This is a genomic window from Hydrogenophaga luteola, from assembly GCF_042648585.1.
GTDB lineage: Bacteria > Pseudomonadota > Gammaproteobacteria > Burkholderiales > Burkholderiaceae_C > Hydrogenophaga > Hydrogenophaga luteola.
The window spans coordinates 380,940-393,681 of sequence record NZ_JBHRXX010000007.1 but is presented as its reverse complement, the minus strand read 5'-3'; the positions used below and the strand labels follow the sequence as shown (position 1 = coordinate 393,681).

The window sequence follows — 12,742 nt, the reverse complement described above, 5'->3', positions numbered from 1 at the left end:
CCCCCAGGACCATTCTTTCAACCGCGCGGATGGTGCTGCGCCACGATGGACTTGAGCCGCTCGCGCGCGACGTGGGTGTAGATGGTGGTGGTCGAAATGTCGGCGTGGCCCAGCAGCATCTGCACAGCACGCAGGTCGGCGCCGTGGTTGAGCAGGTGGGTGGCGAAGGCGTGGCGCAGCGTGTGGGGCGACAGTGGCGAGGTGATGCCTGCGGCCAGCGCGTAGCGCTTGACCAAGTTCCAGAACATCACCCGGCTCATGGCCTCGCCGGCCTTGCTGCCGCGCGCGGTGACGAACAGGTCTTCGCTGGCCTGACCGCCCAGGATCTCGAGGCGCCCTTCCTTCAGATAGCGCTGCAGCCACTCGCCCGCAATCTGTCCGAACGGCACCAACCGCTCCTTGTTGCCCTTGCCCGTGACCCGCAGCACATGGTCCTGGTGGCCCACCTGAAAGGTGCGCAGCGTCACCAGCTCGCTCACCCGAAGGCCGCTGGCATACATCAGCTCCAGCATGGCTCGGTCGCGCAGGCCGAGCGGCGTGGAGGTGTCGGGCGCGTTCAGCAGCGCCTCGACCTGGGCTTCGGACAGAGTCTTGGGCACGCGCAGCGGCTGCCGCGCCGCCGTCAGCCGAAGGGTGGGATCGGCGTCGATGAGGCGCTCGCGCATCGCCCAGCGAAAGTAGCGCTTGAAGACCGTGAGGCGCCGGTTGGCGGTGGTCGCCCGGGTCTCGGCGTGTCTGCTGGCGAAGTAGGCATGGATGTCGGTCTCGCCCGCCTGCTGCAGGGAGCGCGCGCCATGGGCTGCCAGCCACTGGCCGAACAGCACAAGGTCGCGCCGGTAGGCGTCGAGCGTGTTGCGCGAGAGGCCCTCCTCCAGCCAGAGGGCATCCACGAAGGCGCCCGCGCTTTCCTCGCTGCGCGCGAGCGCGGTGCTGTCCATCAATCCAGCGAAAGCTTTTGCTTGGTGACGACTTCCTTGTACACCTCGTACTCGGCCTTGATCTGGGCCGCAAACTGCTCGGGCGTGTTGGCCACGATCAGCGAGCCGGTGTCCTCAATGCGCTTGCGCACCGCCGGGTCCATTAGCGCCGTCTTGGTGCTGTTGTAGAGCTTGTCCACCACGTCCTTGGGCATGCCCTTGGGACCGATGAGGCCGTAGTAGGCCATACGGTTCACAGGCTCCAGCCCCACCTCCTTGAAGGTCGGCACATCGGGCAACACCGGCAGGCGCTGCGGCGCAGCCACCACGATGGGCACCAGGCGACCGGCCTTGATGTGCGGCAGGGCGGACGGGAGGTTGTCAAAGATGATGGGCACCTGGCCGCCCACCGTGTCGTTCAGGGCAGGCCCGGCGCCGCGGTAGGGAATGTGGGTCATGAACACGCCGGCCAGGCTCTTGAACAGTTCGGTCTGCAGGTGACCGATGCCGCCGGTGCCGGAGCTGGCGTAGCTGTACTTGCCGGGACTCTTCTTGAGCTCTGCGATGAAGGACTTGTAGTCCTTGGCCGGGAAGCTGGGGTGCACCGCAATCACGTTGGGCGTGGCGGCGATGTTGATGATGGGCGTGAAGTCGGTGAGGGTGTTGTACGGGATCTTGGGGTTGATCGCAGGGTTCGCCGCGGTGGTGGACACCGTGGCCATGCCGAGGATGTACCCGTCCGCGGGGGCACGAGCCAGCTCGGTGGCACCGATCACGCCGCCGCCACCGGCCTTGTTTTCGACCACCACGCTCTGCCCCAGTGATTTGCCCAGCGGCTCGGACATGACGCGCGCAACGATGTCGGTCGTGCCCCCGGGCGCGAACGGCACCTGCAAGCGAATGACCTTGGTCGGGTAGGCCTGCGCCCAGGTCACGCCGGTCGCACCCAGCGACATGGCAACCAAACCCAGCCCCATCAGGGAACGGCGAGCAAACATGCGATCTCTCCTTCGTTGTGCACAAAACAATAGCAGCGGGCACATTACCCCTGCCAGCTCCCCGGGACTGTAGACAGGCTACACCGGCTTGACCATGGGGAGACTACATAAGTACAAACCCCCGGAAGCAGGCGCGTCCGGGCGCTATGCTCGCCCGGTGAACTTTGCCCAACTGCTCTTTCCGGACTTCTCGCTGATTCTCTGCGGCTACCTGGTCTGCCGCTTCACCGCCCTGAACCGGATGGTGTGGGAGCCATTGGAAAGCCTGGTGTATTTCTTCCTGTTTCCGGTCCTACTCTTTCACTCGATCGTCAAGAGCCCGCTGGACCTGGGTGCCGCCTCCAGCCTGATGGCGGCCGGCCTGGCGCTGGGCATCTGTGGCATCGCGCTGTCCTATTCGCTGCCTCACTGGCCCTGGCTGGGGCGCCGACTGGACGCGCGGCTGCACGCCGCCAGCGCACAGGTGGGGTTCCGGTTCAACTCCTTCATCGCCCTCGCGCTGGCCGACAAGATCGCCGGCCCCCAGGGACTGCTGATGATCGCAGTGCTGATCGGGGTCTGCGTGCCACTGTTCAACGTGGGCGCCGTCTGGCCGATGGCCCGCCATGCCAACAAAGGCTTCGTCCGCGAGCTCATGCGCAATCCGCTGATCATCGCCACCGCCAGCGGGCTGGTCGCCAATTTGCTCGGATTCACGGTACCACCCTGGCTGGAACCGACGGTCAACCGCATCGGGCAGGCCTCGCTGGCCCTGGGGCTGATGGCCGCTGGCGCGGGCATGCAGCTGGGCAGCCTGACCAAGGCCAAGCAACTCGGCGTCATGGTGCTGTGCGCGAAACACCTGGGCATGCCGCTCATCGCCTTCGGGGTGGCCATGGCGTTCCGCCTGGACCCCACCCAGACCACCATCTTGCTGATGTTCTCCGCCGTGCCGACGGCTTCCAGCTGCTACGTGCTGGCCGCCCGCATGGGCTACGACGGGCCTTATGTGGCCGGTCTGGTGACCCTGTCCACACTGCTGGGCATGGTCAGCCTGCCGTTCGCGCTGGGAATCCTGGCCTAAGGAATCCATAAGGGTCCAAAAGGCCCCTATGGCAAAATTCCAAGGTTTTAGGCCTAGCTCTTACACAAGGTTTCCCATGAAGATTGCGGTTGCTGGCACCGGCTATGTCGGGCTGTCCAACGCCGTGCTGCTGTCCCAGCACCACGAAGTTGTCGCACTGGACATCGTTCCCGAGAAGGTGGCGCTGATCAATGCGCGCAAGAGCCCGATCGCCGACACGGACATCGAGGACTTCCTGGCTCACCAGCCGCTGAACCTGCGCGCCACACTGGACAAACACGAAGCCTACGAAGGCGCCAGCTTCGTCATCATTGCGACGCCCACCGACTACGACCCCGAGACCAACTATTTCAACACGCGGTCGGTCGAGGCAGTGATCAGCGACGTGATGCAGATCAATCCGCAGGCCGTGATGGTGATCAAGTCCACGGTGCCCGTGGGTTACACCGCCAAGGTGCGCGAAGAGACCGGATGCCAGAACCTGCTTTTCTCGCCGGAGTTCCTGCGCGAAGGCAAGGCGCTGCACGACAACCTGTACCCCTCGCGCATCATCGTGGGCGAGCGGTCGGCGCGGGCCGAGACCTTCGCAGGGCTGCTCAAGGAAGGCGCGCGCAAACAGGACATCCCGGTGCTGTTCGTCGACTCGACCGAGGCCGAGGCGGTCAAGCTGTTCTCCAACACCTACCTGGCCATGCGGGTGGCCTATTTCAACGAGCTGGACACCTACGCCGCGGCGCACAACCTGGATTCGCGCCAGATCATCGAGGGCGTGGGCCTCGATCCGCGCATCGGCAACCACTACAACAACCCGTCCTTCGGCTACGGCGGCTACTGCCTGCCCAAGGACACCAAGCAGATGCTGGCCAACTACCAGCACGTGCCCCAGAACCTAATCCAGGCGATCGTCCAGTCCAACACCACGCGCAAGGACTTCATCGCCGAGAGCATCCTCAAGCAGAAGCCCAAGACGGTCGGCGTGTTCCGCCTGATCATGAAGGCGGGCTCTGACAACTTCAGGTCCTCCAGCATCCAGGGCATCATGAAGCGGATCAAGGCCAAGGGCATCCGCGTCATCATCTACGAACCCGCTCTGCAGGAAGACGAGTTCTTCCATTCGCCGGTGGTCAACGACCTTGAGACCTTCAAGAAGGAATCGGACGTGATCATCACCAACCGCCTCACGCCAGTATTGGCCGATGTGCAGGACAAGGTCTACACCCGCGACCTGTTCGGCAGCGACTGACCCACCAGACACCTTTATTCGGGGAGAACCTTCATGAAGTCCCACCACGCCCTGTCGACCATGACCCTGGCGGTCACCGCACTGATCACCGGCTGCGCCAGCTCCGGCGGCTCCACCCCTTCGGTGGCCAACCCCTACAGCAGCAGTGGCGGCAGTTCGCTGGGCGAGGTGCATGTGAACACCATGCGGGTGTTCGGCGACAGCTACTCCGACCCGAGCTTCACCAACTCCATCGGCACCATCAACTGGGCCACGCAGATGCAGGCTCGGGGAACGGTCACCAAGTCTGACATCTATGCCATCGGTGGTGCCCGCGCCAGCTACGGCGAAGCCCGTGCCTTCGACAAGCAGATCGACAACTGGCAGAGCCGTGGCAGCGCCATCGCCGACCGGGACCTGACCGTGGTTTACCTGGGCCACAACGACATGGGCCGCAACGGATCGCCGGACAACAACCTGACCAACGCGAAGAAGGGTTATTCGGATGGCGTGGCCCGCCTGATCGCGGCCGGTGCCGCAGCCGACAACCGCCGACTGTTTGTCACCCAGCTGCACGACTGGGGCCGCGGACCGGGCGTGTCGTCGCTCGCATCCAAGCAGGTGATTGGCTGGAACAACTACATCGCCTCCGTGGCCAACGCCACACCCAATGTGATTGCGGTGGACATGTACACCGTGTTCCAGCGCGTGTTCAGTGAGCCGGCCAAGTTCGGCTTCAACAATGTCGCATCGGCCAATCCTTCCCGCTCAGCCACCGACACGCTGTACCACGACGCTACCCACTTCGGGAACCGTGGCCAGGACATCATCACCCGCGTCTACCAGCACTACCTGACCCGTGGCTGGGACTGGGCCAACAGCGTGAGCGCCGGCGCCGATTCGGCTGGCCGCATCAACCAGGACATCGACAACGGCACGCTGGTGCTGTCCATGGCCGAGCAGAAAACGCTGCAGCCCGGCTTCCGGCTGCTGCCGCTGGGTCTGCGGGAAGGGGATGCTTTCCAGTTCAATGCGCGCAACAGCCGCGTGTTCCAGCCGTTCGCCCAGACGCAGCAGGGCTCGGCACCCACCGGCCTGGCCTTCGACATGCGTGTCGGATCGGCCGACAACGCACAGAGCAGCCGCCTGGGCATCGCCGTGTTCCAGCAGGATCAGGTCAAGTACCTGTCCACGACCGAGATGCGCAACTCCAAGCAGTACACCTCCGACGCCGTGTCGCTGTACTGGAACAAGCCGGTGTCGGGCTGGGTGATGAGCAGCCAGTTCTCTCACCTGGACCTGAAGTTCGCCAGCCACGCACAGGACGGCCTGGTCCGCCGCACGCTGGAAAACCGCCAGAGCGGCAGCACCTGGTCGTTCGAGAACAAGATGCGTTACCCAATGCGTGGCGACTTCTTCAGCGTCACGCCCTGGGTGTCGCTGACCAACCAGTCGCACAGCCTGGACCCGGCCCTGACAACGACCCTGTACACCACCGACGTGCTGTTCAGCTCCAACCGCGTCAACGAGTGGTTGTCTGGCATCGGCGTGGATCTTCAGACCGACCCGATCAGCCTGAGCGGCCAGCGCAAGCTGCGCTTCGGCGGCAGCCTGCACCACACCTCCAGTCTGTCGCGCGACACCGTGACCGTGTCAATGCGCGAGTCGGGCTCGCCCGGCGTCGTGCAGCGTGAAATCTTCCCGCTGTCCAAGGTCGAGCGCACCCAGCTGGGTCTGCAGGCCACCATGGACGTGGCTCGCCATCTCCAGTTCAGCGCCACCTACGGTGCCCAGTTGCAGGACGTGCGCAAGACACAGAGTGTGGTGTTCAAGGCCAACCTCCGCTTCTGACCCAGCCTTTGATGAAAATCCTGTATGTCGCCGGACGGGAGGCCGCCTACTCACGCACCCGCATCGTGCTCAACGCCATGCGCCAGAACGGCTTCGAGGTCATCGAATGCCTGCCGAAGGACAAGTCGTTCAAGCACTACCCCGGCCTGCTGCTGAAGACCCTTCTGAACGCTCCCCGCTGTGATGCGGTCGTGGTCGGTTTCTACGGTCAACTGCTGGCACCACTGGTGCGGCTGCTGACCTGGAAGCCCATCCTGTTCGACATGTACATCACGACCTACGACACCATGGTCTTCGACCGGGAGAAGGCGGCGCCCGGCACCCTCAAGGCCCGCATCTACGGCCTCAGCGATTGGCTGTCCTACAAGATGACCAAGCTGTCGATCCTGGACAGCCACCATGTCATCGGCCATTTCGGCCGCACCATCCACACCGAGACCAGCAAGTTCCGCCGCCTCTTCCTCGCGGTGGACGACAGCGTGATCAAGCCGGGGTCTTCGCGCCCCCCCGATGGCGAGTTCCTCGTGCACTTCCATGGCGAATACATCCCGTTCCATGGCGTGCGTCACATCCTCAAGGCCGCCAAGCTACTGGAGCCTCATGGCGTGAAGTTCCAGATTGTGGGCAAAGGGCTGACCTACGAAGAGGACATGCAACTGGCCCGCGAACTGGGCCTGCCGCATGTGAAATTCCTTGAACCCGTGCCGTACGCCAAGTTGGCCGAGCTGATGGCCCAGGCCGATGTGTGCCTGGGCATCTTCGGCGACAACGAACGCGCCAAGCTGGTGCTGACCAACAAGGTGGTGGAAGCCATTGGCGTGGGCAAACCCCTGATCACCAGCCGCAATGAGCCCGTTCAGGAGCTGCTCAAGGACGGCGAAAGCGTGCTGCTGGTGAACCCCGCCGACCCTCAGGCGCTGGCCGACGCCATCCTGCGCCTCAAGAACGACGAGCCGCTGCGCCAGCGCATCGCGGCCAACGGCCACAAGGTGTTCAGGCAACAGTGCGCCACCGAAACTTTCGGAAAACGCTTCACCGCGATCCTGCACGAGGTGCTGGGAACGCGGCGCACCGCCGAATGAGTGAATCGTCCGGCGCCACGCCCTGCGTTCATGTGTTGTTGGCGTCCTACCAGGGCGCCCGGTACATCCGCGAGCAGTTGGAGTCGATCGCCGGTCAGACCCACACGCACTGGACGCTGACCATCAGCGACGACGGATCGACAGACGACACGGTGCGAGTGTGCGAGACATTCGCGCACGAACATGGCAGCCACCGCATCCGGGTCATCAAAGGCCCCGGGCGGCGCTCCACAGCCAACTTCTTTCACCTCCTGCGCGCTGTTGAGCCCACCTCCAACCACGACCTCATCGCGTTCAGCGACCAGGACGACGTATGGCTTCCGGAAAAGCTTTCCCGTGCAGTGACCACGTTCCGCTCTCTTCGGCTGACCGCGGGCCAGCCGGCGCTGTATGCCGCGCGCACCCGTCTGGTCAACGAGCGGCTGGAGCCGATTGGCATCAGCCGCCTGCCACATCGCCCCCTGGGCTTCGGCAATGCCCTGCTGCAGAACGTGGCCAGCGGCAACACCATGGTGTTCAACCAGCCGCTGCTGCGGTTGATGCGCCGTATCAAACCCGAACATTCGGTCTTGCACGACTGGACGGCCTACCAGGTCGTCACCGGATGTGGCGGGCAGATGCACTTCGACCCGGAACCCTGCCTGCTCTACCGGCAGCACGCCGACAACCTGATCGGATCGCAGGGCCGTTCCTGGGACAAGGTCCTGCGCATGGGCATGCTGTTCAAGGGGCAGTACCGCGCCTGGGGCGACCAGACGGAGGCCGCCATGAACGACATTGCCCATGAGCTGCAGCCCAAAGCACTGGAACTGCTTCGCCGCTTCCAGGACATGCGCCGGCGTCCAGACCTGATCGGGCGCATGCAGGCGGGCCGCCACAGCGGCCTCTGGCGGCAGACCCGTTCCGGTCGTGCATCGTTCTGGCTGGGCCTGGCGCTCAACCAGCTCTGACCAGACCCGGCGGTCCACCCATCACACTCCATGAGCCAGTCTCCCGTTCCTACCTTTTCTGACCCTGCTCCGCCCTGGGTACTGGTGCTGCTGCCGGTGTACAACGGCCAGCGCTTCCTCACGCAACAGGTGGAGTCCATCCTGAACCAGAGTGGCGTGAGCACCCACCTCCTGTGCCGCGACGATGGATCGAACGACGGCTCACCTATCCTTCTGCATGAGCTGCGCCTGCGCTGGCCTGATCGCATCACCGTGCTTGAGGACAACCTCGGCAACCTGGGCGCAAGCGGCAACTTCTCATGTCTCATGCGGCAGGCCCTGGACCTGGAGCCGTCCGGATTCGGGCGCGCGGCCTACATCGCGCTTTCCGACCAGGACGACGTCTGGCACCACGACAAACTGGCCATCGGACTGGAAGCCATTCAATCGCTTGAGCGAGCACGGCCGGGAGCGCCAGCTCTCGTGCACAGCGACCTGCGTGTCATCGAAGAGGACGGCCGGGAGATCGCCCCATCAATGGCCCGCTACCAGGGCCTGCGCCCCGACCTCAGCAGCCTTTCAGCCCAGATCCTGAGCAACACGCTGACCGGCTGCACCAGCCTGATGAACCGAGCCTTGCTGGAGAAGGCTCTGCCGGTCCCGCCAGAAGCCATCATGCACGACTGGTGGCTATCGCTGGTGGCCAGCGCGCTGGGAAGCCGCCGGTACCTGGACAAGTCCTTGATCGACTACCGCCAGCACGCCAGCAATGCCATCGGAGCCAAGGCGCAAGACCAGCCAGTGGCCTTCAAGACCATCCTGCACCGTTTGTTCGACGACCGGCACGGCGAGATCTTTCGTCTCAACGCCCGCCAGGCACGTGGCTTCATGGCACGCTTTGGTGGTGAGCTGACCACCCGCCAACGGCTCACCACTTGGTTGGCATCCCAGCTGTCGCTGCCATTTCCACCCCTGCAGCGCCTGATCTACCGCGTTCTGAGGCGCCTGTGAGCATCCGCCTGTCCATGGTCAGCCACGGCCAGGCCCGGCTGGCCAACCAGTTCCTGCAGGACCTGGCCGGAACGCCCGAGGTGAACGAGCTGGTGGTGACCGAGAACATCCCGGACGCCCCCCTGCTCCCTCCAGCCGGCATGACCGTCCGTGCGTGGCACAACCCGTCGCCCATGGGGTTTGCTCGCAACCACAACCAGGCTTTCGAAGGGTGCGAACAAGCGTTCTACTGTGTGGCGAATCCGGACATACGCCTGCTGACCAACCCGTTTCCAGGGCTCCTGGCCGCGATGCAGGATCCCGCGGTGGGGCTGGTGGCCCCACTGGTGCTCGGCTCGACCGGACAGCCAGAGGACAACGCGCGGCGCTTTCCCACCCCCTGGAACTTGGCGCAGAAACTCGCTGGCATGAGCGATGGTCGCTACCACCTCACGCCCCAGTCGGACGCCCGCCCGGTCGAATGGGTTGCAGGGATGTTCCTGCTGTTTCGCGCCCAGGCGTTTCGGGATGTGGGAGGTTTTGATGCTAAATTCCATCTCTATTACGAGGATGTGGACATCTGCGCCCGCCTGTGGAAATCGGGCTGGAAAGTGATGTGCGATCCGGGGGTCACGGTGGTGCATGAGGCCCAGCGCGCCAGCCGGCACAACTTCCGGTACATGCGCTGGCATGCTGCGAGCATGGCGCGCTACTTTGGCAAGCACCTGGGCCGCCTGCCACTGGTATAGCCACCCTTTCAAGACACAAGCCCTTCAGAGCCGCTCCACCCGATGGGTGGGTGACGGACTTCCACGATCTCGCCCGACACACCAAGCAGGAGTAAAGATGATTCTGGTTACCGGCGCCGCAGGCTTTATTGGCGCGAACTTCGTGCTCGACTGGGTCGCACAGTCCCAGGAACCCGTCGTGAATCTGGACAAGCTGACCTATGCTGGCAACCCCGAGAACCTGGCCAGCCTGCAGAGCAACCCCGGCCACATCTTCGTCCAGGGTGACATCGGGGACCGCTCCCTTGTGGACCGCCTGCTGGCCGAACACAAGCCCCGGGCCGTGGTGAACTTCGCCGCCGAGAGCCATGTCGACCGCTCCATCCACGGCCCCGAGGACTTCATCCAGACCAACGTGGTCGGCACCTTCCATCTGCTGGAGTCTGTGCGCGCGTACTGGGGCTCCCTCGAAGGTGAAGCCAAGTCGGCCTTCCGGTTCCTGCATGTGTCGACCGACGAGGTGTACGGCACGCTTGGCCCGAACGATGCCCCGTTCACCGAAATCACGCCCTACACGCCCAACAGCCCCTACTCGGCCTCCAAGGCGGCCAGCGACCACCTGGTGCGCGCGTACCACCACACCTACGGCCTGCCGGTGCTGACCACCAACTGCTCGAACAACTACGGCCCCTACCACTTCCCCGAAAAGCTGATCCCGCTGATGATCGTCAACGCCCTGGCCGGCAAGCCGCTGCCGGTCTACGGCGACGGCATGCAGGTGCGCGACTGGCTGTTCGTCAAGGACCATTGCAGCGCCATCCGCCGCGTGTTGGAGGCCGGTACGACCGGTGAAACCTACAACGTGGGCGGCTGGAACGAAAAGCCGAACATCGAGATCGTGAAGACGGTGTGCGCTCTGCTGGACGAGCTGCGTCCCCGGGCCGACGGACAGTCCTATGCCACGCAGATCACCTATGTGAAAGACCGCCCGGGTCATGATCGCCGCTACGCCATCGACGCGACCAAGATCCACCGCGAACTCGGCTGGAAGCCCGCCGAGACCTTCGAGACCGGCATCCGCAAGACGGTGCAGTGGTACCTCGACCATCCCGACTGGGTGGCGCACGTGCAAAGCGGCGACTACCGGAACTGGATCGGCCAGCAATACGGAGCGCTTGCATGAAGATTCTCCTGACCGGCAAGAACGGCCAGGTCGGGTTTGAGTTGCAGAGAGCCCTGGCGCCACTGGGCACCGTTCATGCAGTGGATTCAGGCGACTGCGACCTGGCCGACGAACAGGCGCTGCGAGCCCTGATCAGGGCCTCGCGCCCCGACATCATCGTCAATCCCGCCGCCTACACCGCGGTGGACCGCGCCGAAGACGAAGCCGGCGGACGACTCTCCACGGCTGTCAATGCCATCGCCCCCGGGGTCATGGGTGAGGAGGCTGCGCGTCTTGGCGCCGCAGTCATCCACTACTCCACCGACTACGTTTTTGACGGTCACAAAACCACGCCTTACGCGGAAACGGATCCGACGGCACCTCTGGGGGCCTATGGACGCAGCAAGCGCGAGGGCGAACGAGCCCTGATGCGCAGCACTCCGCGACACCTCGTGTTGCGCACCAGTTGGGTGGTCGGTGCCCACGGAAGCAACTTCGCCAAAACCATGCTGCGGCTGGCGGCCGAACGCGACGAGCTGCGCGTGGTCAGCGACCAAGTGGGCGCGCCCACCTCGGCCGCTCTGATCGCCGATGTGACAGCGCATCTGGTGCGCCAGATGCAACGTGCAGGCTCGGATCCGTTCCCCTACGGCCTGTACCACGCAACGGCCGGGGGGGAAACCAGCTGGTGCGACTACGCCCGCTTCGTGATCGGGTACGCCCTGCGCACGGGGCACGCCCTGCGTGTCACGCCCAACGAAGTGCACCCTATCAGCTCCGACCAATACCCCACGGCAGCCCGGCGCCCGACAAATTCGCGCCTGGACACCACCCTGTTTCGCTCCACCTTTGGCTTTGAACTGCCACACTGGCAGGAAGGCCTGGGGCACATCCTGCAACAGATCCTGAGGACGCCATGAACAGAAAAGGCATCATCCTGGCCGGCGGCTCCGGCACGCGCCTGTACCCCGTGACGCAGGCGGTGAGCAAGCAGCTCATGCCCGTGTACGACAAGCCGATGATCTACTATCCGCTGAGCACTCTCATGCTCGCCGGCATCCGCGACATCCTGGTCATCTCCACCCCGCAGGACACGCCGCGCTTCACCGACCTGCTGGGCGATGGCAGCCAGTGGGGCCTGAACCTGCAGTACGCTGTGCAGCCCAGCCCCGACGGTCTGGCCCAGGCCTTCATCATCGGTGAGCAGTTCATCGGCAACGCCCCGTCCTCTCTGGTGCTGGGCGACAACATATTCTACGGCCACGACTTCGCGGCCCTGCTGGGCAACGCCACGCGCCGCCCGGACGGTGCCACTGTCTTCGCCTACCACGTGCACGATCCCGAGCGCTACGGTGTCGCCGAGTTCGACCCCTCGGGCAAGGTGCTCAGCCTGGAAGAAAAGCCGGCCAAGCCAAAGAGCAACTACGCGGTCACCGGCCTGTACTTCTACGACAACCAGGTGGTGGAGCTGGCCAAGAACCTCAAGCCCTCGGCCCGCGGCGAACTGGAGATCACCGACCTGAACCGCCTGTACCTGGAAGCCGGCTCGCTGCAGGTCGAGGTGATGGGCCGAGGCTACGCCTGGCTGGACACCGGCACCCACGACAGCCTGCTCGAAGCCGGCCAGTTCATCGCCACCCTGGAAAAGCGCCAAGGTCTGAAGGTGGCCTGCCCGGAGGAAATCGCTTACCGCAGCAAGTGGATCGACGTCGATCAGGTGCAGAAGCTGATCAAGCCACTGGCCAAGAACGGCTATGGCCAATACCTGCAGCAGATCATCAAAGACGAAGTGCGCTGAAC

At 64.3% G+C, this 12,742-nt stretch carries 12 protein-coding genes; 10 read left to right on the top strand and 2 right to left on the bottom strand.

The window, feature by feature from the left end; genetic code table 11:
* Window positions 1–17 precede the first annotated feature (17 nt).
* The gene (xerD, locus tag ACFOPI_RS16570) at window positions 18–938 is read right to left on the bottom strand and encodes a site-specific tyrosine recombinase XerD (protein ID WP_382176085.1); all 921 of its coding nucleotides are present in this window, start codon (window positions 936–938) and stop codon (window positions 18–20) included.
* Window positions 938–1,894 carry a tripartite tricarboxylate transporter substrate binding protein BugE gene (locus tag ACFOPI_RS16565; RefSeq protein WP_382177203.1) on the bottom strand — a complete coding sequence of 319 codons (957 nt, stop codon included), beginning with the start codon at window positions 1,892–1,894 and terminating at the stop codon, window positions 938–940. The genes xerD and ACFOPI_RS16565 overlap by 1 nt, the downstream gene beginning before the upstream one ends.
* 178 nt (window positions 1,895–2,072) lie before the next feature.
* Between ACFOPI_RS16565 and ACFOPI_RS16560 the strand changes: the two genes are divergently transcribed.
* The 10 genes from ACFOPI_RS16560 (at window position 2,073) to rfbA (ending at window position 12,740) form a co-directional block, all read left to right on the top strand.
* Entirely contained in the window at window positions 2,073–2,978 is a 906-nt protein-coding gene (locus ACFOPI_RS16560; protein WP_382176082.1) for an AEC family transporter, read from the top strand.
* A gap of 76 nt (window positions 2,979–3,054) precedes the next feature.
* Window positions 3,055–4,221, top strand: coding sequence for a nucleotide sugar dehydrogenase (locus ACFOPI_RS16555; protein ID WP_382176079.1), 1,167 nt, complete (start codon window positions 3,055–3,057; stop codon window positions 4,219–4,221).
* 33 nt (window positions 4,222–4,254) lie between these two features.
* Window positions 4,255–6,051: an SGNH/GDSL hydrolase family protein gene (locus ACFOPI_RS16550; RefSeq protein ID WP_382176077.1), complete on the top strand. Its 1,797-nt coding sequence runs from the start codon at window positions 4,255–4,257 to the stop codon at window positions 6,049–6,051.
* An 11-nt stretch (window positions 6,052–6,062) separates the two neighbouring features.
* Complete coding sequence (locus ACFOPI_RS16545) at window positions 6,063–7,133, top strand: glycosyltransferase (RefSeq protein ID WP_382176074.1); 1,071 nt, start codon at window positions 6,063–6,065, stop codon at window positions 7,131–7,133.
* Complete coding sequence (locus ACFOPI_RS16540) at window positions 7,130–8,083, top strand: glycosyltransferase family 2 protein (RefSeq protein ID WP_382176071.1); 954 nt, start codon at window positions 7,130–7,132, stop codon at window positions 8,081–8,083. The genes ACFOPI_RS16545 and ACFOPI_RS16540 overlap by 4 nt, the downstream gene beginning before the upstream one ends.
* A 30-nt stretch (window positions 8,084–8,113) precedes the next feature.
* Window positions 8,114–9,073, top strand: a complete 960-nt coding sequence (locus ACFOPI_RS16535; protein WP_382176068.1) for a glycosyltransferase family 2 protein — start codon at window positions 8,114–8,116, stop codon at window positions 9,071–9,073.
* Window positions 9,070–9,801: a glycosyltransferase gene (locus tag ACFOPI_RS16530; RefSeq protein ID WP_382176066.1), complete on the top strand. Its 732-nt coding sequence runs from the start codon at window positions 9,070–9,072 to the stop codon at window positions 9,799–9,801. The genes ACFOPI_RS16535 and ACFOPI_RS16530 overlap by 4 nt, the downstream gene beginning before the upstream one ends.
* A gap of 97 nt (window positions 9,802–9,898) precedes the next feature.
* Window positions 9,899–10,963, top strand: coding sequence for a dTDP-glucose 4,6-dehydratase (gene rfbB, locus ACFOPI_RS16525; protein WP_382176063.1), 1,065 nt, complete (start codon window positions 9,899–9,901; stop codon window positions 10,961–10,963).
* Window positions 10,960–11,862 (top strand): dTDP-4-dehydrorhamnose reductase, encoded by a 903-nt coding sequence (gene rfbD, locus ACFOPI_RS16520; protein WP_382176060.1) that lies wholly within the window; start codon window positions 10,960–10,962, stop codon window positions 11,860–11,862. Before rfbB ends, rfbD begins: the two co-directional genes overlap by 4 nt.
* Window positions 11,859–12,740, top strand: coding sequence for a glucose-1-phosphate thymidylyltransferase RfbA (rfbA, locus tag ACFOPI_RS16515; protein WP_382176058.1), 882 nt, complete (start codon window positions 11,859–11,861; stop codon window positions 12,738–12,740). Before rfbD ends, rfbA begins: the two co-directional genes overlap by 4 nt.
* Window positions 12,741–12,742 lie beyond the last annotated feature (2 nt).

Coding starts and splice junctions, on each gene's coding strand:
- xerD (WP_382176085.1), bottom strand. CDS start 938: ATGGACAGCACCGCGCTCGCGCGCAGCGAGGAAAGCGCGGGCGCCTTC.
- ACFOPI_RS16565 (WP_382177203.1), bottom strand. CDS start 1,894: ATGGGGCTGGGTTTGGTTGCCATGTCGCTGGGTGCGACCGGCGTGACC.
- ACFOPI_RS16555 (WP_382176079.1), top strand. CDS start 3,055: ATGAAGATTGCGGTTGCTGGCACCGGCTATGTCGGGCTGTCCAACGCC.
- ACFOPI_RS16550 (WP_382176077.1), top strand. CDS start 4,255: ATGAAGTCCCACCACGCCCTGTCGACCATGACCCTGGCGGTCACCGCA.
- ACFOPI_RS16545 (WP_382176074.1), top strand. CDS start 6,063: ATGAAAATCCTGTATGTCGCCGGACGGGAGGCCGCCTACTCACGCACC.
- ACFOPI_RS16540 (WP_382176071.1), top strand. CDS start 7,130: ATGAGTGAATCGTCCGGCGCCACGCCCTGCGTTCATGTGTTGTTGGCG.
- ACFOPI_RS16535 (WP_382176068.1), top strand. CDS start 8,114: ATGAGCCAGTCTCCCGTTCCTACCTTTTCTGACCCTGCTCCGCCCTGG.
- rfbB (WP_382176063.1), top strand. CDS start 9,899: ATGATTCTGGTTACCGGCGCCGCAGGCTTTATTGGCGCGAACTTCGTG.
- rfbD (WP_382176060.1), top strand. CDS start 10,960: ATGAAGATTCTCCTGACCGGCAAGAACGGCCAGGTCGGGTTTGAGTTG.
- rfbA (WP_382176058.1), top strand. CDS start 11,859: ATGAACAGAAAAGGCATCATCCTGGCCGGCGGCTCCGGCACGCGCCTG.